Raw genomic sequence first — 19,750 nt, 5'->3', positions numbered from 1 at the left:
GGGCAACCTGCATCGATTTCTATGGCTGGGACATCTCCATCGCAACAATCCTGGAAGCAACAACAGGCGTCAGAGGTGTTGAACCGTTTGACGCGGCTCTATCCGGATGCGACCTGTAGCCTCACCTATGAGAGTCCGGTTCAGTTGTTGGTGGCGACGATTCTCTCGGCCCAATGTACCGATGAACGAGTGAACAAGGTGACGCCGGCCTTGTTTGCTCGTTATCCCGATGTGGCGGCCTTGGCTGGGGCCAACTTAGGGGAGTTGGAGCAATTAATTCGCTCGACGGGCTTTTATCGCAATAAGGCCAAAAACATTCGTGGGGCCTGTCAGATGATGATGGAACGGTTTGACGGCCAGGTTCCTCAAACCATGGACGCCTTAACCCAACTGCCGGGGGTGGCTCGGAAAACGGCTAATGTGGTCTTGGCTCATGGCTTTGGCATTAATGCTGGGGTGACGGTGGATACTCATGTGAAACGGTTGAGTCGCCGTTTGGGACTCACAGTAGAAGATAATCCGGTTAAGGTGGAGCGGGAGTTAATGCCGTTGTTACCCAAGGCGGATTGGGAAAATTGGTCAATTCGTCTGATTTATCATGGACGGGCGGTGTGTAAGGCCCGCAAGCCGGATTGTGGCGGTTGTGTGTTGGCCGATCTCTGTCCGGCGGCGGCTGAGATGGGGTAGTTCACGTCATGCGATCGATGGTTCGATATTGGATGGCTTCGGCAATGTGGCTGGCTTGAATTTGCTCCTCTTGGGCTAAGTCGGCGATGGTTCGGGCAACTTTGAGGATGCGATCGGTCCCTCGGGCGGAGAGGCCCAGTTGACGAATGGCGGCTTCGAGGAGTCCTTGACTGGCCTCATCGAGGTGACACCAGCGGCGTAGGTGGTGGCTTTGCATTTCGGCGTTGCAGCGAATTGGCTCCTCTTGAAACCGTTGTGAGGCTTGTTGTCGTCCGATTTTGACGCGCGATCGCACCGATTGGGAGTCTTCCCCGAGGTTCTGTTGCAGAATTTCTTGGGGCTTGAGGCGGTTGACGACCACCTGTAAATCAATGCGATCCATGAGGGGCCCTGAGAGTTTGGCCCAATACTGTTCTCGCTGACGGGGGGAACAGGTACAGGGTTGAATGGGGTCGCCGTAATAGCCACAGGGGCAGGGATTGGTACTGGCAACTAGGGTAAACCGGGCGGGAAATTCTACGGATTGACGGGTTCGGGAAATGGTAACTTGTCCATCTTCGAGGGGTTGACGCAGAAATTCTAGGACATCTCGTTTAAATTCGGTTAATTCGTCTAGGAACAAGACGCCGCGATGGGCCAGGGAGATTTCCCCGGGTTTGGGATAACTGCCGCCCCCGACGAGGGAGGGACCGCTGGCGGAATGGTGGGGACTGCGGAAGGGACGTTGACTCACCAGTTGACCGCGATCGCGCAGTAGGCCGGCGACGGAATGAATCTGGGTCACGTCGAGGGCTTCGGGCAGGGTGAGAGGGGGGAGAATCCCCGGTAATCGCCGCGCTAACATGGTTTTACCACTGCCCGGGGGACCGACAAAAATGAGATTATGACCCCCAGCGGCGGCAATTTCTAAGGCCCGACGGGCATGAGCTTGGCCTTTGACATCTTTGAGATCTAACCCGATGTCAGCGTCTTGGGAGAGGGCTTTGTCTAAATCCACGACGGTACGGGCAAACTGTTCAGGTTGATCGAGAAATTGGCTGACGTCCCGGACGCTGCTGAGGCCGTAGACGGCGATGTCTTGGATGACGGCAGCTTCTTGGGCATTGGCCTGGGGAACGACTAAGCCACTCATCCCCATGGAGGCGGCGGCGGCGGCAATGGGCAAGACCCCACTGACGGGCCGTAAGCTGCCATCGAGGGACACTTCTCCGAGGAAGAGATAATCTCCGAGGAGTTGGGGGTTGATTTGTTGGGAGGCGGCTAAGATTCCTAAGCTGATGGGTAAGTCGAAACTTGGCCCTTCTTTACGCAGGTCGGCTGGGGTTAAGTTGACAACAATGCGACGCATGGGAAAGCTAAACCCGGAATTTCTCAGGGCAGCTTTGACTCGTTCTCGTGATTCTTGGACGGCTGTATCGGGTAATCCGACCACGACCGTTGAGGGGAGTCCTCCCGAGACGTCAATTTCCACTCCCACTCGGACGGCATTAATGCCATAGAGGGATGCACTCCAGATTCGGGCTAACACGATATAGGCTCAGCTTGGCTGGGTTTTAATGGGTCAATTATTCCGGGTTTGCTGGCTCAATGATGTGATATCTGTCACAGTTTTCAGTAAATCTCATCAAACCTCCATGAATTTACGGAGTTTTTTAAGTAAATTTACAGTCGTGTTCTTTCTGGTATGATGTCTGTAAAAAATAGGAGTTCCTAGAGTTCACAGGCGCTGTTAACATGTAACTTTTGTAAACGCGAAAACTTGGGTCAATTTATCAGAAGTATTTCAGTTATCTTGAGAAATTAGGGAATATTGGAGGGGTAAGTGTCGCAGAATCACTCGTTTGAGAATAGTTTAAGGGTATCTTGGTTCTTAGGGGGTTTATCTAAAGGGGAATACGGTTTAAGTGAAAATACGAAGATCGAAATTTAGTCCATCCGTGGTTTTATTGAGGTAAAGTGTTGTAAATTAAACCTACGACCTAAACTCTACTCAGTACGGGTAACTCTGAAACCCGCGTTATGATTATGTCTGTGATAAATTTACTCATGAGGAGCCTGCTCCCTTCAGTGACTGTCGCTGTGACGATCGCCCTGTTTGGGAGTACTCAAGGGGCGATCGCCAGTAAGTTTTTTGAGGCTGGGGGACTGAGGGGAATTCCCCAAATTCCTGACTCGGCTGGCTTTAGCGAAAACAACTATCAACTCGACGATCTCGAAGATCTCTGTTCCAATGCTGACCCCCTCACGGCCCTAGATGCCTGTTCTGAGGCAATCCAGCGGCAGAACTGTCATCAGCAGGAGGTCCTCGATCCCCAGTTGTTTCCTAAATGTGCCATCCTCTTTGATAATCTCGGGGCCCTGTTGGAACAAACCGGCCGCTATGATGATGCTCTCACGGCCCTGGACTATGCTGCCGAACTACAGCCTCGGGATGCCAATATTTGGTACAACCTGGGCATTGTCTATGTTCGCTTGCAGCGGTACGAACAAGCCCTAGAGGCGTTTGACAAGGCCAGTGTTCTTGATCCAAATGATACCCAAGCCCAAAAGCAGGCGGACTTACTGCGTCAACTGCTCGGGCCGGGTTTACACTGAGTGGGTTCTGGGAGAGACGGTTCCTTTAGCCACCACTGCGTTTCGCTGGATAGCCAGCCTCCTGTAGCAGGGTGACGACTCGCTCGACGACATCCCCCTGAATTTCTAGGGCATTCTCTTTCACAGAGCCACCTGCACCACATTGACGCTTGAGGGATTTGAGCAGGGCTTTCAGGGTTTCCGGGGGACTTTGAAAGCCGGTGATCACCGTCACGGTTTTCCCTTTACGGCCCTTGCGGGTGGCTTGCACTCGTAGGGACTGCTCTTGTGGGGGGAGTTCTGGGGTGGGGCGGGCGATCGCATCCTCGTTAGAATCGCCAAATTCGGAGTAAACCAGACGGTTTTTCATGGGATGGGGAGACGGTAAGGGGTACAGTGGGGGAGTTTGGGCATAGGGTAACGAAGGCGGGTTATCCCTGTCAATAGGGGGGACTCTAGAGGAGAGAGCTGGGATCTCGGGAAAAACGGTTGAGTTCTTCTTGTAAGTTTTCTACCGACTCTTGTAGTTGGGCTAAGGTATCATTGGTGTGTTGGAGGGTGTGACGTAGGTAATCGGAGGTTTCTTCACTGGAGCTACCCAACTGAGTCATTTCATCCCGTATTTTTTGCGCACTGAGCACTTGTTCCCGAATGCCTTGAGTAATGAGACTAATCCGAGGGGTAATGGCTTGGACGTGAGCCTCGGTAAAGGTATTCATTTCTTCGACTCCATTGGCGACGGCGGCTTGCATATCTTGAACAATGGGGTTAATGGCTTGGGCGGTGGTTCGGGTTTGACTGGCTAGGCTGTTAATTTCTTTGGCGATAATGTTAAAGCCTTGACCTTCTTGATATCGTTCAGAACTAATGGCTTGAATTGAGGCGTTAATGGCTAAGAATTTAGTTTGTTTGGCAATGGTATCAATGGTGCTGGTGATGCGGGTAATGCGACTGGCTTGTTCGGCGATCGCTCCGAGTTTTGTGGATAAGGATGAGCAAGAAACTCGTAATTTTTCAAAGTCTGCCTCAATCTCACTCACAGCTTTGACCAACTCTTGCGATCGCTCGGCGATCGCTTGTACCGTATGAATAACTTCAGTGGTGGATTGTACCTGTTTCGTCATCATCGCTTCAAGTTCTTCTCCTGAGCGTGTGATGGCTACTGTAAAGCGAGTTGAATCTAGAACGTCATTGACCAAATTCTTGATAAAGCTCAGACTTTTTTGTAAGTCTGCGAACAATGACCGAGCCTGACGTTGGTAAATCTGGATATACTCAATAGCAATACCAATCAACGGCACAAAGTAGGCTAATATTTTAAGAAAATGAGCAATATTAAAGCCATTATCGAATAATGCCGTTGAGCCAAAGGTCATATACGCTTGAGTGGCGGCATTAGGAATGGCGCTGATAATGAGTGCGTAGGAAAAAGGACTAGGATTAATAGTATAGAATTTAGGATATACCCAGACTCCAGCTCCTGTAAATAAGAGCAAGGGAACTAAATCCCAAGGTCGGGTAATTAAGGCATCTGGATAGATAGTTCTTGGAAGAATTTCTTGGGTTGCCATGAAGTGAATTAGAGCATAAGCTAATAGACCACTGGCACCACTAATTATGACAATAAATCCTAGATTCTGCTTCGGATTAAGATGTTTATGAGCCACCCTACGGCTAATGAGTAAACTTACTCCAGTTACCATAATCAAGGCATGAAACATACGGCAGATTGCCCAAGTAAATGGAATTAAGTTTTCCGTAGGTGCGATAACCTCTAGGAGATGACTAGCGGCCAGGGTATGAAATCCATCCATCATTCCTGAAAAAAATAGGGCTATCCCTAACACGGGTGTGATCGGATCTCCACGCAAGCTATAGTCCATTAAACTCAGCAAAACAATCAAAACAGCCGTACAAACAGCACTCCATTCCAGGATCGTATGGATAAAACTGCCCTCTAAGCTATTATGCATTGCCTCAAACAATTCACCCTCGCTTAAAGTTCCTGCCTGATCAGGGGTTAATATTTCTCCAAATGTTGAAAAATCTAGCCCTAGGGTATTCAGAAAAAGGGGTAAAATACAAATTGCAACCACTGCCCATGTTACCGTCGGAGGAATCCGATTGTCTGATAACGTTACTACTTCAGATGGAACGATTGTCTCGCCAGAATCTATAGATTTCATCGCAACTTTTTTAAACTGATGATTGGCTATCTTAGATGTACCTCAAGTTAGTTCTCCAGTTTTGTTTGGAGAATTCGTTTCGAGATTGTGCAAAGGTATCAGTAGAAACTGAGCCTGAGCACAACCTGAGTTCTTCTAGGTTAGTTCAGCACTGTCAACTTGTCGAATCAGTGAGATGCTTTGTTATGTTTTGATTATAATTCTTACTGTGAATCAGAACCCGATGTTGATAAAACTTCAAAGACCCAGAGGTGTTCCTCTCCACTGTCAAAGTAAAAACGCTCTTGCAACTGGTCTCCAGGAGTTTGGCATTCTTCCCCAACACAGAGAACATAGTCTAATGGACGATTCGTAGCTAATATAGCATCTTCAAGGGTAGCAAATCTTTGGCCTGGAAAATTACGACGACTGGGGTCATCCATACAGATAGATTGAAACTCAACTTGGGGAAGATGGAGGAGATAGTAGTACAAGCGAGTTGCACCCTCGGTGAAAAAGCCAACCCGACTCCCTTCAGGAAAAAACTCAGCTAGAATTTTGAGTCGTTCATCACCATGAAACTGTTTGGCGGGGTACAGGCGATCGCGTCCCCAATCACTCCGAACCCAAGCACTAGCTTGTAAGTTCCAGCGACTAGGATCATAGGTCGTCAAAATTTTGGCATCCCGGTCGTATAAAGAAATATACCAAAGGTTTAAAACTGAAATTCCCGTAATGATTAAGAATAGCGAGCTTTCCTGACGTCGAGAGCGAGTTATCCTATCTAAAACTTGAGCTACACAAGCACCAGATGCGGCAAATAAGGGACTTAGCATTCTCATTTTGTACTGAGACCAAGTTGACGTAAGACAAAATATCAGAAAAAATGAGATCAATGTTCCTGCTAACCGCTTGCTAAACTTCGGCCGCGTCCACAAACTGATCAGGAGCGAGGGTAAAATCAGGATGAGTCCTAATATCCCAAATCCCGCAAAGGCTTGATGGGGAGTCAAGACAAAATGAAAGGTTTCCCCTCGTTGCAATCCAGCATCTCCTAATAGGGGATAAAGAAACTGATAGTATATCTTTTCAATATGAGCAAAAATAGAGACGTCGAAAATACTATTGACCAAATCTGGAGGAATGGGAGTTGAATCAACAAACTCTAGAATAAAGCGAACTAAGTTGGCGAGTCCTCCTTGTATCCCTTCCTGATTTTTATGGAAATCAACAAAACCACGGGGACCTGACCATGTACCCCAGGCTTGGTGGTTATGAATGAATAACCATAGTTGAGACATCACGAAGAAGGGCACAAGACTAGCCAGCCAAAACAGACTATTCTTGTTAATTTCTTGAAGCCAAATTCTGAAGCCATAGGTTTTGATTAAGGGAATTCCGTAGAGGAGAGTCAGTGGGAGTGCTATGGCTAAAAATGTGGTTTTTGCCCCAATACCAAAGAGGATTCCTAAAATAAGTAAAAAAAGATTAGCAGAGGTGGGGGACTGAAAGAGGCGATCAAGAATTAGTAGGCAAAAAATTGTAGCTGAAGCGGTGAAGATGTTGTTTTTGGCAATCCAGCCTTGAAAGATGAGTTGGGGAAGACTGGCAATAGCAAGCATAATAGCGATCGCAAGTCTTTCCGAGACGTATTTACGAGCAAGGGCATAATTTCCCAAAAGTATCGATAGATAAGCAATAAAATTGAAAATACCTCCGCCAACATCTGTATTCCATCGCAAAAAAAGATGAGCTAAAATATCGCTGGCTACGGGGAAAATAGCCTGATTAACTTGGCAGACTTGGTCTAAAAACAGACTCGATTCTTGCTGAAAAAGTAAAACTCTTGCAAATCCATAGGTCATGACATCATGGGACGCCTGAGGAATAAAGATGGCTTTGAGTCCTAAGTAAAGAATTGGTAGACCTGCCAAAATCGATAAAACCCAGTATTTTTTGAAAAAGTCTAGCGTGGCAATCCATAGGAGTTTTAAAATATGTTTGTTCTGCTGTACCAGCCAAAAACTAAACAGAACTAAAAGTGCTTCCCAAAAAAAAGACATCTGGGGGATGCCTAATAAAAACGATATCTGAAAACAGAGTGATAGTCCAATTAAGGCTAAGTTTAGTCCAATCGCTAAGGACTCAGACAGGCGACGACTAGGATGAAAAGCAAGTAAAAAACCGCCCAGACAAAGGACGGTAATTTCTAAAAAAGAAATGGATAGTTTTAGCATGGCGAACTCTTGCAACATGGAAGATGGGTAAAATACAGTAGTTAGACCCTGATGGTTAGCCGTTACCCTTTCTTAAATTTGATAGGCTGCCCAACCTTTTTCTAGCATTTCTTGATGTTGAGCGACGATGGTCTGAGCTTCGGGACGTTCAGCGATGTTGACTGTCTCACTGGGGTCTTCCACATGATCATATAACATTCGGGCCCAAACAACCCCATCATCATTTTTCCACTCAGTATAGCGATAGCGATCGCTCTTGACAGAATGCCCGCCATTGTAGTAGCTAAAAGCAGCTTCTTTCCAAGGCAGGTTAGGATTTTCTAACAAGGGAACAAAACTGCTGCCCTCTAAATGGTCGGGTTTGTCTAACCCACATAAATCACAGAGGGAGGGATAAATATCCACAAACTCCACCAAGGCATCGGTGCGCTGTCCCGCTGGAACTCCCGGCCCCCGGACGATTAGAGGCGTGTGTAAGGAGGTTTCAAAGTTGGCGTGTTTACACCACAAGCCATGTTCTCCGAGTTGCCAGCCATGATCTCCCCAGAGAATGACAATGGTATTATCTGCGAGTTCCAGGCGATCGAGGGCATCAAGGATCTGCCCCACGAGGGCATCGGCGTAACTGGTAGCCGCGTAATAGCCATGAATTAAACTCAAGGCCATCTCATCTGAGACGGGTCCCTCAGCGGGAATCCCATAATAATTGCGGAGTTCTCCCCAGTTATGTAACGCTGCATCAGGCGCACCTGCGGGGCGAAAGGGGTTATCCGCAAGACTCAAGTTTTCCCGTTGATATAGGTTCCAATAGCGGGTTGGGGAGTTAAAAGGGAGATGAGGACGAAAGAGTCCAGTGGCAAGAAAGAAGGGGGCGTGACCATCTTGGAGACGTTCGAGGGTGCGAACCGTGCGATCGGCGATTTGGCCATCGGCGTAGATATTATCCACCACATTAGCCATTTCAAACGGAGGTCCATAAGTTCCTCCGTGGGCTTCAACAATGGCACGGTTTTCTGGGGTGATATAGGATTCTAAGCCCCACATTCCTCGGGGCCGCCAGGGTTCTTCTCGCCAACTATCGGCGTCATCTTGCAAGATGTGATAGATTTTGCCGTAGGAAATGGTTCGATAGCCTTTGTCCTTGAACCAGAGGGGTAAACTGGGTTCGTTGGGCATATCTTCGTCTTTGCGGGCTTGATAATCACTGCCAAAGCGGGTTGGGGTGGCCCGGGCCCCAGAGAGGGTACTGGCCCGGGAAGCCCCACAGATGGGAACTTGGCAATAGGCCCGTTCAAAGAGAGTTCCTTCGGCGGCAAGGCGGTCAATGTTGGGGGAGATCATCTCACTGCGTCCGTAACAGTTCAGTTGCGGACGTAGGTCGTCGATGAGTAACACGAGGATATTTGGGTAGTTATGACGGCCAATCTGACGTGGAGTTTCAGAGAGATTCAGGCGATCGCAACCCGACAGCAGTTTTCCCCCAACTCCAACAGCCGTGGCTGTCATGAGTCCGTTAATTAGACGACGACGGGTGATAATGGACATTCACTTACCTCCTCAATTCTCTTTATAGATCCGAAAATTTGGATGACTTAATGCTCCCCTGGAAGCTCAGTCTTGTTTGACCACGACGTCCGAGTGATACCCTATCATACAAAACAAAGTTTGCGAGTGGACGCAGGGTTCTTGTTACTGAGAGGGTAACACTTCAAAAATAGTTGTGACTTCTTGGTTGCGCTCAAACTGGAAACGCTCCCTTAAGCGCGGCCCAGGGGTCTGGCATTCCTCTCCGACACAGAGGACATAGTCTAAGGGAGTTGATATCTTAGATATCGCTTCTTCTAGGGTTGCGAATTTTTCGACGGGATCAGCCCGCTGTTGGACATCATCCATGCAGATGCCCTTAAACTCAACTTGAGGAATGTGCATAAAATAGTAATGTAAGCGAGTTTCATTTTGTGTGAAGAAGCCAACGCGACTTCCTTCTGGGAAAAAATCTGCCAATGTTTGTAGCCGTTCATCTCCATAGAATTGGTTGGGAGAATAGAGGCGATCGCGCCCCCAGTTACTTTGAACCCAGTAGCTTTCCTGAAGAGTCCATCTCCAGGGATAATAGCTATTTAGAAGCCGTAAGTCTTGATTGTAGCTAACCACATAAAAAAGTAATAAAATAGAAGCAAGCGATGTACCTAAAACTAGAAAACTTTCTTGCTTTTTAGACCGGGCTAATCGAGAGAACGAATTAGCGATACAGGGCCCTGAGCAGCCGAAAAAGACAACCAACATTCTGATTTTGTAAAGTGACCAAGCAGAGGAAAGACAGAAAATAAGTAAAAAGGAGATTAAGGTTAATGCTAAATTACGGGTAAAGGATGGTCGAGTTCGCATACTCGCTAAAATAGATGGAATAACAATCAGCAAACCCAACGGACCAAAACCACCATGAGTCTGATGAACTCTCCAAATCATAGAAAAGGGGCGTTGACTCTGTAATGCAGCATCGCCAAATATCGGTTCAAACACAGAATCATAGATAAATTGTAATGTTTCAACAGGGGAAAGGTTTAAAAGTTCCTGAGCCAAAACATTGGTTATATTAAGAAAATCAATGAACTGAAAACTGAAACGAACTAAGTTGGCAAGCCCACCTAAAAGACCATCTTGATTCTTATGAAACTCAACAAATGCAGGGGGACCCGACCAACTTCCCCAGATAACATGATTATGAATAAACAGCCACAATTGAGAGAGAACTAGGAGAGGAATCAAGCCGATTAACCACCAACTCCAGTTCCTCCGAATTTCATGAACCCAGATTCGTAGCCCATACTTACGAAATACAGATAGCCCAAAAACTATAGAAAACGGAAGAGCAAATGCCAAAAAAGTGGTTTTGGATGAAAGACCAAACATTAAGCCTAGCAGGACTAAGAATAAGTTTTGAGAGATGGGTTTATCGAGGAGTCTTGCCACAGCTAGCAAACAAAATACGGCAGCCGATGCTGTGAAAATATTATTTTTAGCAATCCACGATTGTAGAAATAACTGAGGCAAACTAGCAATCACCAAGCAAACGGCAAGGGAACCTCGCTCTGACAAGTATTTCCGCGATAAACAGTAGTTTCCTAAAACAATAGAAATATAGGCTAAAAACGAAAAAAAGCTCACACCTATCTCCGTCTGAAAGCGCAAGAAAAGATGGGGTAAAATATCAGCGCCTACTGGGAAAATAGCGGTGTGCATTTTGCAAACACTGTCCAGTAGTACAGTGTTTTCAGCCTGAAATAGAAAAACTCTGGGCAAATGGTAAGCTAAAACATCTAAAGATTCCTGGGGAGCAAAAAATGACTTAATACCGGCGTAAAATATAGGAATAAATGATAATACAAGAAGTGCTATGTGTTTTTTGAAAAAAAGGAAAGAGGCTCGGAACGTATTTTTAAGTCGGCTCCCTTGTTTATAGCTTGCAATAAGAATCCCAATGACCAGGAGACTCTCGACCGCAATCGAAACGCTGGGACGTCCAGCTAAAAAAGAGACTTGAAACAGAAACGAAATAGCGGCTAATGCCAAGCCAATTCCCAAACTGAAGGATTCTGATAGTCGTCGTCCTGGATGATGTAGGATTAGAAATCCTCCCCAACAGAACAGTAACAGCTCTAAGAACGAGACGAGACTATAGAGCATTCTAATCACTCCTATATCAATTTAGAGGGGAGAATAGCTCGGCCCAAGCGCTCTCAGAGGCTCAGGCCTAAGCAATTAAGGGCTGTTACGCAGGGGTATCCTGTAAATCGGGACGTTCTTCATCAACGATCGCCCCCTCAACGGGACAAACTTGCAGGCAAATCCCGCAATCGATACAAGTCGAAAAGTCAATCCAGTACCAGGGGGTTCCCTTTTTGTTTTTGCCCGGTCCTTCATGGATACAAGCCACGGGACAGGCTTCAACACAATCGGCAACGCCTTCGCAGGTATGGGTGACAATCGTATGGGACATTAGGTTCTCCTTAACTCGGTATCCATCACCCGATGCTGCAATGGGTGAAGCAGCATCGGTCTCCTCATTCCATGGGTCATGGGAGCTATTTACTATTGTGACGGATCGCGAGTCCTCATGCTTGCCGTGATTCTCTGGAGTTGAACCAAGCCGCAGGGGCCTCCATTGGTATCGTGAAGATAGTTCACCAATCATGCCACGCAACCGTAACCCCATGGCTAAAACTGCCATCGTTCTCCTCTCCGGAGGACTAGACTCCTCTACCGTACTCTATCAAGCCCAAGCCGATGGCTACACCTGTCACGCCATCTCCTTTGACTACCAACAGCGACATCGCCGGGAACTGGACGCAGCCCGGGATATCGCCCAAGCCGCCGGAGTCCAAAGCCATCAGGTGGTGCAATTCGACCTCAGCCAATGGGGGGGGTCTGCCCTAACCGACAGTCGCTTGGACTTACCGGGCGATCGCACCCTAGCAGAGATGTCCCAAGATATCCCCATCACCTACGTTCCCGCTCGCAACACCATTTTCCTCAGCTTCGCCCTGGCCCTAGCGGAAGTCCAACAGGCCCAACGCATCTACATCGGTGTCAACGCCCTCGACTATTCCGGCTACCCTGACTGTCGGCCCGACTATATCCAGGCCCTGCAAGAAGCCTTCCGCCTGGGGACCAAACAAGGACGAGAAGGAACTCCCATCAGCCTTCAAACCCCTCTCATCCACCTCAAAAAAACCGAAATCATCCAACTGGGGAACCAACTCGGGGTTCCCTGGGAGAAAACCTGGTCCTGCTATGCCGGTGGTGAAGTGGCTTGTGGCGTTTGTGACTCCTGCAAACTGCGACGAGCCGCTTTTGACTCCCTCAACCTCACCGATCCCATTCCCTACGCCCAGTAAACCGGCCCAGTAAACCGGCCCAGTAAACCGGCCAATACTCACGCAGGGGCGATCGCTTTCTCAAACTTTCTTTACAATTAAAGGAACAGCGCCCATATCACTTAGGAGGATGTCATCTCGTGGTCGAACAAACTCGACAAAACTGGGACTTCCGACGATTCCTCGATACCCTAGGCTTTTTCGGAGAAATCCCCTTCGTCGGCAGTTTCACCTGGCTGCAAAAATTACTCGGTATGAAAGACGACGCTATCTTAGACAGTCCCACCACCGCTGCGGGAGTAGTCCTGGTTGCCGGAGCCACCGGAGGGGTTGGCAAACGAGTTGTGCAACGACTGCAACAACAGGGGATTCCCGTGCGTGGCTTAGTTCGCAACGCCCAACGAGGGCGGGAACTCCTCGGTAACGACGTAGACCTCGTCGAAGCTGACATCACCCTCCCAGAAACCCTGACCCCCAAGGTTTTTGAGAATGTCCGCGCGGTCATTTGCTGCACCGGAACCCGCGTCCAACCCGTCGAAGGCGACAGCCCCAGCCGCGAGAAATACTATCAAGGGGTCAAGTTCTACCTCCCCGAAGTCGCCGAAACCCCAGAATATATTGAGTATCAGGGGGTAAAAAACCTCGTTAACGCCGCAAAACCCTATCTAAAACAGCGGCAAAACGAAAAAATGATATTTGACTTCAAACAGCCCCTGCCCAACTTCACGAGCCTCTGGGGAGCTGTTGATGATGTGGTCATGGGCGGTGTGAGTGAAAGTGGTATTCGTCAAATTTCCGGTGCGGCCCTGTTTGAGGGGAACGTCTCCACCGCCAACTCAGGGGGATTTGCCTCCGTGCGGACCCGTCCCCTGGACCAACCGTTGGACTTATCCGCCTATGAGGGAATCGAACTGCGAGTTCGCGGCGATGGCAACCGTTATAAATTCATCCTACGAGGCGATGACCGTTGGGATGGAATCAGTTACTGTTACTCCTTCGATACGGTCTATAACATCTGGATAACCGTCCGCATTCCCTTCGCCGAGTTAATCCCCAATTTCCGCACCAAAACCATCAACACGGGAGAACCCTTCCCCGCTCAGACGGTGACGGCATTTCAACTAATGTTGAGTAAATTTGAGTATGACGGCGAACTCAACCCCACCTTTTCCCCTGGGCCATTTCGCTTAGAACTTGAAACCCTGAAAGCCTATGGGGGGCAACCGTTACCGCAATTTATCATGATTAGTTCGGCGGGGGTGACTCGTCCCGGGAAACCCGGCTTAAATTTAGAGGAAGAACCCCCAGCGGTGCGCATGAACGACCAACTCGGCGGGATTCTCACTTGGAAACTGGCGGGAGAGGATAGTGTACGCGAGAGTGGCGTTCCCTATACCATTGTCCGTCCCTGTGCCCTCACCGAAACGCCGGGGGGCAAAGTCTTAGAGCGCGATCGCGGTGACACCATTAAGGGCCAATGTTCCCGCAATGATATCGCTCAACTCTGTATCGATCTCCTCAATGCGCCGGAAGATACGAATACAACATTTGAGGTGAGGGAAAAAGGATAGGAAACAGGGAACAGGGAACAGGGAACAGGGAACAGGGGGAAAGAAGGCAGTTGTTCTATTGCCTCTTGCCTCTTGCCTCTTGCCTTCTCTGTGTCCTCTGTGCCTCTGTGGTGACCCTCTTGCCTCTTGCCTCTTGCCTTCTCTTCCCTATCTCCTCCCCCTCATGCTACCCTAGTGAGGTTGTCAAAATTTCGCACATTTGGCGTTTCGGGTGTTTCTGATGGAGCTGAAGTTCCTCGGAAATCAAACGCTGGATGGAGGAAAAACCCGAAAATACGGAGATTTCAAGTTTTATGGCAGTTATTACACTGGCTCAACTCCTCGAATGTGGAGTTCACTTTGGACACCAGACGCGCCGCTGGAACCCCCGGATGTCTCAGTACATCTTCACCGATCGCAATGGGGTTCATATTATTGACCTGGTGCAGACGGCCCAACTGCTCGAAGATGCTTACGACTACCTGCGTTCAGCGGCTGAAGCGGGCAAAAAATTCCTGTTTGTGGGAACCAAACGCCAAGCGGCTGCCATTATCGCTCAGGAAGCAGAACGCTGCGGGGCCTACTACGTCAACCAACGCTGGTTGGGGGGGATGCTCACCAACTGGACGACGATTAAAACTCGTGTCGAACGCCTCAAGGAACTGGAGAACCTAGAAGAATCTGGGAACTTGGATCTGCGTCCCAAGAAAGAAGGGGCCATGTTGCGTCGGGAACTGTTTAAACTGCGTAAGTACCTGGGTGGGATTAAGGGAATGCGCAAAGTTCCTGATATCGTGATTTTGGTCGACCAACGCCGCGAATATACCGCTGTTCAGGAATGCCACAAACTCGATCTGCCCATCGTTTCCCTGTTGGATACCAACTGTGATCCCGATGCCGTCGATATTCCCATTCCGGCTAACGACGATGCCATTCGATCGATTAAGCTAATATTGGGCAAACTGGCCGACGCAATTTATGAAGGTCGTCATGGTCAACCCGATTCTCTGTCTGAAGATGATTATGACGATTACAGCGTCGATGATTTTGATGACGAAGAGTTAGACTCTGATGACGTTTCTGAGGAGTTCTCGGACTCTGACTTGGATGACCCTGAGAACGAGACTGAACCTGTGGCTCAAGCCGCTCAAACAGCCCAGTCTGAGGAAGAATAAGCAGCTTCCCTTGTACGTGTAGCACAAACGACAAAATTAGAAGCAATCATGGCGCAAATTTCAGCAAAAGACGTTAAGGAACTGCGCGATAAGACGGGCGCAGGGATGATGGACTGTAAAAAGGCTCTCAGCGAGAGTGGCGGCGATTCCGAGAAAGCCATTGAGTGGCTTCGTCAAAAAGGAATGGCTTCTGCGAGCAAGAAAGAGGGTCGTGTTGCAGCTGAGGGGTTAGTCGGAAGCTACATCCACACCGGTGGACGGGTGGGTGTTCTGATTGAAATCAACTGTGAAACGGACTTTGTGGCTCGTCGCGAGGAGTTCCAAGAACTCGTCCGCAACATTGCTATGCAAGTCGCCGCTTGTCCCAATGTGGAATATGTCCGAGTTGAGGATATCCCAGCGGAAATCGCTGAGAAGGAAAAATCCATCGAAATGGGCCGGGATGACTTGGCAGGTAAGCCGGAAAACATCCGCGAGAAAATCGTGGAAGGCCGCATTGGTAAACGGCTCAAGGAATTGGCGTTGTTGGAGCAACCCTACATCCGCGATACGAATATCACTGTTGATGAACTGGTGAAACAGATGGTGGCACAGTTGGGTGAAAATATCCGTGTGCGTCGTTTTGTACGCTTTGTTCTCGGTGAAGGTATCGAGAAAGAAGAGAGCGATTTCGCCGCTGAAGTGGCCGCTCAAGCGAATGTGGGCAAAAACTAACCCATTCCGTTAATGTATGAGGGTTCAGGAGACGGTTGGGGCTTCTGAACCCTCTTGTTTCGGGAAGATGGCTAGTATCATGGGGGAGATGATGAGATGACTGGATCGACGGAGCGACTCTATCAAACGTTGGAGCGTCTAAGGGGCGAGTTATCGCAACTGTCACATCAGTTTGAGGACACCTACCGCGAATATATTACGGCGTTGGCTAATGCGGTACGTCATCAGCTAATCCTGGCTACCTATCATCTCTGTACTCAGGGCTATCCTGAGGCGTTTTTAGCTCTCTCATTTTCCCAACGACAGGGATTACAACTGAGGGTGCGCCAATTGGCTAAACAGGCTGAACCCATGATGCTGCAAGGGTTGTATCGCGCTACTGTTGAGGTGCTTCAGGAGGCTCGTGCGGTGACGGAGTCCTCTCAAGCTACGTCTGAACCGGCGACAGACTCCCCTGACGACGATGAGGAGTCTGAGGAGTCTGAGGAGTTAGGGCCCCTCAGTCGTAGTGATCAGGCGGCGTTGGAGGCATTTGCGGAGGAGTTTGAGTTACCGGATGATTTGTTTGCTCGTGTGGGAATTTCTGGTGTAACGTCAGACACTGAGGATGGGGATGAGGTGCCGTTTCTAGAGACTGAGTCTCCTGATGCGAAAGCACAGGATTTGATTGATTTAGAGGACATGGACAGCTTACCGTCTCTGTCGGATTATGATCCCATGACTCCTGAGTTGATTGCCAGTTGGCAGCGGACTGTGGAGGAGAACATTGCACGGGTTTTGTCTCAGTTGTCGCAACGGGTGAATCGTTTGTTGCAAAGTCGCACTATCCTACCTGCAACGGTTCCTCCGAAGTTAGTTCAGGCGGCAACTCAGGTGGATGCAATGGCGGATGGGGCTAGCAATGTGCCCAATTTGTTAAAGTTGTTGGTGGAAACGGAGGCGGGGGATGAGTCCCGATCGCAGGTGGCCCAGTTGTTGGCAGTTCGCCTCCGTTTGGCAGATATTGAGTTTGCGGACCCGACTCTGAAAACCTGGCGCGATCGCCTCCGCAAGTTATCGTCTCAGTTGGTGAGCCTCGGACGGACCTACCAGGACAAACAACGACAACGGGCCGTAATTGAGGCCGAATCGGCCTGGCGCTCCAGTTGGTTTGAGGAAGAGGATTAACGACTCGTTAGGCCTCTTGGCGGGTGGGGCGCGTGATATCAATGGTAATGCGACCGCCGAAATCGGGAATGGGAGCGGCGGGTTTGCTAAGGCGAACTCGCACGTGCTGGACTTTCTCTAGGGTTAAGAGGCGATCGGCGATCGCCCCGGCCAGTCGTTCGACAAGGGCAAATTTCTCGGTTTTGATAATCTCTTTGACCTGGGCGATCGCCTGGCGATAGTCTAAGGTATCGTCAATGACATCACTGGCACTGGCTTTATGCAAATCTAGCCATAGGGTTAAGTCCACCTCAAACCACTGGCCTAAGACTTGTTCCTCCGGGAGCAACCCGGTATAGCCATAACAGCGAATTTGGGAGAGTTCAATAGAATCCATACACAGTGTTTTGGGGAATACTCCAGCCTGAAAATGCCCTATTTAGCCGCCGGAGCGGGCAGGGAGGCTTCCGCTGCCGGAGTCGCTTTACTAATGGCTTGCAGCAATAAGTAATTTAACACAGTTCGCACCGCAATAATCGCGGCTAAACGGGCAATATCATCCCAACGACTAGAAATCATAGTTTTCAGGATGGTTGCCCCAATCAAAAAACTTAACGCTAGAGAAAATGAGTAACCCATAACCAGCCGACCCCGCTGAAATGCCTCCGTCGTTTGGGGTTTAAAAAGAGCATCTTTGAGATAAATCACTAAAGCACGACTGACCCCAATCGCAATCACAAACAGGGCCAAGAGTTGACAGAATCCCGTTAAAATTCCATTTAAGGAAATCACCACTCCTGAGAGTTCTGCCTCTAAACCATCTAATAGCATTCCTGATGTTCCTAATTCATCACCTGGGGGATTGTCCTGACCGTTCATCATTTTTGACCTGTCAGCCAATAGGATTTCATCTCACCTCGTCCTTTCAAGGCAACTATCCCCCGCTCTTGGAAATTATAGCGTTGTTTCAGTCGCTCATAGGTCGCCTCCGTGACCTGAATTTTTCCTGGTTCCCCATGAGACTCCATACGGGAGGCAACATTCACCGTATCTCCCCATAAATCATAAATAAACTTGTGAGTCCCGATGACCCCAGCCACCACCGTTCCTGTATTGATACCAATACGAATTTTAAATTCTTCGGGATGTTGCCGTTGAACCCGCTCAACGGCCTGTAACATGGCGAGGGCCATATCAGCGATCGCCTCAGCATGATCGGCACGGAGAATCGGCAAGCCTCCCGCTACCATGTAAGCATCGCCAATAGTTTTAATTTTTTCCAGTCCTAGTTTTTCGGCGATCGCATCAAACTCGGAGAAAATCTCATTGAGAAGACTCACCATCTCAACGGGAGTCAAACGCAAAGATAAGGAGGTAAAGCCGACGATATCCGCAAACAAAATAGTGACATCATCAAATAACTCAGCGATCGCCCCCTCCTCCACCTTCAAGCGAGCGGCGATAGACTCGGGTAAGACATTTAACAACAAACGCTCGACGGTTTCCTGTTCCTCACTCAACGCGGCGGCATTTTTCTCTAAATCCTCTAACATTCCATTGATCGAAGCCCCCAAATCGCTAAGTTCATCATGACCCGGGGTGGACACACGCAAGGTTAAATCATGACTTTTACCCACCTCAGATACCGCGTCACTCAAGTGAGCCAAACGCCGCAGCACCAAACGGTCTAGAAGAACCACCGTCAGGACGCCAAAGACACCCCCCACCAAAAGCAGTGACCCCAGTAAATAGCGTAACCCTCGCTGTCCCTCCTGATAAACATCCCGAGGTAGGGTGACCTCCAGCAAAAGCTTAGGCATACCATAGATATCCGAGATCCAGTGATATCCGGCTATTTCCTGACGGTTGAGCGGCTCAATAACCAGGCTATCTGGCTTCTCCTCCAAGCGTCTGGCCATGTTCCGTAAATGGTCAGACCTCTCGACCTCCGAGAGACGGTGGAATTTAATCCGTAACTGGACATCTTCCGACAACTTCTGCACCTGGAACGTATCCCAAGGTCGTAGCATAATGAGTGTCCCCGGCATTGAGCCACCACCAGTACTGGTTAAGATGGGACGAGACGACACCAGGAGCGTTTCCTCCGGTAAGACCCAAAAGCCTGCTGTTAAACTATTCGGACTCTCATGGGCCAGTAGGGGATGCTCTAGAGTGAGTTGTTCCAGCAAACTGGCTGGCAGAGGCTCCTCGAAATTAAACCTAAAGTCATCCCCTGCCTTAATTGTTCCCTCGCGGTCAATTAAAAGCATCCCTCTCAGTTGAAGGTTGGTTAGGACCGTCTCGGTGACGTTCTCCTCAATAAATTGGTCATGATTCCCGACCATGAACTCATGTAGGGAATCCCAGTTGGCCCAGTCTCCCGTTATTAAATTGAGTTGGGTCACTTTTTGGATTAGCGCATTCTCAATCCGTCGAATATCTTGGGCAGCATTTTTATTCTCGAAATCCCAAAAACTCCGAAGAAGAATTAGCGAAATACTACCCGATAAAATTATGATCAGTCCCAGTAAACTAGAGCTGATCACAATTAAGCTTTTTTGATACAGTTTCATGTTTCGCTAAGTTTAGCCAGGGAAGGAGAGAAGCCAATATAGCTGCTCCACG

General features: G+C 48.9%; 17 protein-coding genes. 7 read left to right on the top strand and 10 right to left on the bottom strand.

What is annotated here, in order from left to right; genetic code table 11:
• The first annotated feature begins 21 nt into the window (after nt 1-21).
• Nucleotides 22-687, top strand: a complete 666-nt coding sequence (nth, locus tag NEA10_RS01130) for an endonuclease III (protein ID WP_252663402.1) — start codon at nt 22-24, stop codon at nt 685-687.
• A 1-nt stretch (nt 688) separates the two neighbouring features.
• Here nth and NEA10_RS01125 read toward each other — a convergent pair whose 3' ends face one another.
• Nucleotides 689-2,215: a YifB family Mg chelatase-like AAA ATPase gene (locus NEA10_RS01125; RefSeq protein WP_252663401.1), complete on the bottom strand. Its 1,527-nt coding sequence runs from the start codon at nt 2,213-2,215 to the stop codon at nt 689-691.
• Nucleotides 2,216-2,733: 518 nt separating this feature from the next.
• On the opposite strand from NEA10_RS01125, the gene NEA10_RS01120 reads away from it, so the two are divergent.
• Complete coding sequence (locus NEA10_RS01120) at nt 2,734-3,282, top strand: tetratricopeptide repeat protein (RefSeq protein WP_252663400.1); 549 nt, start codon at nt 2,734-2,736, stop codon at nt 3,280-3,282.
• 25 nt (nt 3,283-3,307) lie between these two features.
• Here the strand turns inward: NEA10_RS01120 and NEA10_RS01115 are convergent, their stop codons facing one another.
• The 6 genes from NEA10_RS01115 to NEA10_RS01090 form a co-directional block, all read right to left on the bottom strand.
• Nucleotides 3,308-3,631, bottom strand: coding sequence for a translation initiation factor (locus NEA10_RS01115; RefSeq protein WP_252663399.1), 324 nt, complete (start codon nt 3,629-3,631; stop codon nt 3,308-3,310).
• Nucleotides 3,632-3,716: 85 nt separating this feature from the next.
• A complete protein-coding gene (locus NEA10_RS01110; RefSeq protein ID WP_252663398.1) occupies nt 3,717-5,234 on the bottom strand; it encodes a methyl-accepting chemotaxis protein in 1,518 nt (505 codons plus the stop codon).
• Between the two features lie 416 nt (nt 5,235-5,650).
• Entirely contained in the window at nt 5,651-7,681 is a 2,031-nt protein-coding gene (locus NEA10_RS01105) for a hypothetical protein (protein ID WP_252663397.1), read from the bottom strand.
• Between the two features lie 54 nt (nt 7,682-7,735).
• Nucleotides 7,736-9,208 carry a sulfatase gene (locus NEA10_RS01100; protein ID WP_252663396.1) on the bottom strand — a complete coding sequence of 491 codons (1,473 nt, stop codon included), beginning with the start codon at nt 9,206-9,208 and terminating at the stop codon, nt 7,736-7,738.
• Nucleotides 9,209-9,352: 144 nt separating this feature from the next.
• The gene (locus tag NEA10_RS01095; protein WP_252663395.1) at nt 9,353-11,236 is read right to left on the bottom strand and encodes a glycosyltransferase family 39 protein; all 1,884 of its coding nucleotides are present in this window, start codon (nt 11,234-11,236) and stop codon (nt 9,353-9,355) included.
• Nucleotides 11,237-11,435: 199 nt separating this feature from the next.
• Nucleotides 11,436-11,663 carry a ferredoxin family protein gene (locus NEA10_RS01090; RefSeq protein ID WP_252663394.1) on the bottom strand — a complete coding sequence of 76 codons (228 nt, stop codon included), beginning with the start codon at nt 11,661-11,663 and terminating at the stop codon, nt 11,436-11,438.
• Between the two features lie 193 nt (nt 11,664-11,856).
• Between NEA10_RS01090 and queC the strand changes: the two genes are divergently transcribed.
• From queC to NEA10_RS01065, 5 genes are all read left to right on the top strand, one after another.
• Nucleotides 11,857-12,561 carry a 7-cyano-7-deazaguanine synthase QueC gene (queC, locus tag NEA10_RS01085; protein ID WP_252663393.1) on the top strand — a complete coding sequence of 235 codons (705 nt, stop codon included), beginning with the start codon at nt 11,857-11,859 and terminating at the stop codon, nt 12,559-12,561.
• 119 nt (nt 12,562-12,680) lie between these two features.
• Complete coding sequence (locus tag NEA10_RS01080) at nt 12,681-14,111, top strand: CIA30 family protein (protein WP_252663392.1); 1,431 nt, start codon at nt 12,681-12,683, stop codon at nt 14,109-14,111.
• Between the two features lie 293 nt (nt 14,112-14,404).
• Nucleotides 14,405-15,265: a 30S ribosomal protein S2 gene (gene rpsB / locus NEA10_RS01075; RefSeq protein WP_252663391.1), complete on the top strand. Its 861-nt coding sequence runs from the start codon at nt 14,405-14,407 to the stop codon at nt 15,263-15,265.
• A gap of 48 nt (nt 15,266-15,313) precedes the next feature.
• Nucleotides 15,314-15,979 carry a translation elongation factor Ts gene (gene tsf, locus NEA10_RS01070; protein WP_252663390.1) on the top strand — a complete coding sequence of 222 codons (666 nt, stop codon included), beginning with the start codon at nt 15,314-15,316 and terminating at the stop codon, nt 15,977-15,979.
• A gap of 96 nt (nt 15,980-16,075) precedes the next feature.
• Nucleotides 16,076-17,146 carry a hypothetical protein gene (locus NEA10_RS01065; protein ID WP_252663389.1) on the top strand — a complete coding sequence of 357 codons (1,071 nt, stop codon included), beginning with the start codon at nt 16,076-16,078 and terminating at the stop codon, nt 17,144-17,146.
• Nucleotides 17,147-17,153: 7 nt separating this feature from the next.
• On the opposite strand, the gene folB is transcribed toward NEA10_RS01065, so the two are convergent.
• From folB to NEA10_RS01050, 3 genes are read right to left on the bottom strand one after another with little or no spacing between them, the layout of a single operon-like run.
• The gene (gene folB / locus NEA10_RS01060; RefSeq protein WP_252663388.1) at nt 17,154-17,522 is read right to left on the bottom strand and encodes a dihydroneopterin aldolase; all 369 of its coding nucleotides are present in this window, start codon (nt 17,520-17,522) and stop codon (nt 17,154-17,156) included.
• A gap of 38 nt (nt 17,523-17,560) precedes the next feature.
• Complete coding sequence (locus NEA10_RS01055; protein ID WP_252663387.1) at nt 17,561-18,007, bottom strand: DUF1622 domain-containing protein; 447 nt, start codon at nt 18,005-18,007, stop codon at nt 17,561-17,563.
• The gene (locus NEA10_RS01050) at nt 18,004-19,698 is read right to left on the bottom strand and encodes an adenylate/guanylate cyclase domain-containing protein (protein ID WP_252663386.1); all 1,695 of its coding nucleotides are present in this window, start codon (nt 19,696-19,698) and stop codon (nt 18,004-18,006) included. The genes NEA10_RS01055 and NEA10_RS01050 overlap by 4 nt, the downstream gene beginning before the upstream one ends.
• Nucleotides 19,699-19,750 lie beyond the last annotated feature (52 nt).

The sequence above is a fragment of the Phormidium yuhuli AB48 genome (genome assembly GCF_023983615.1).
Lineage (GTDB): Bacteria > Cyanobacteriota > Cyanobacteriia > Cyanobacteriales > Geitlerinemataceae > Sodalinema > Sodalinema yuhuli.
The sequence above is the reverse complement of the archived record's forward strand: the minus strand, read 5'-3'. Positions and strand labels throughout refer to the sequence as shown.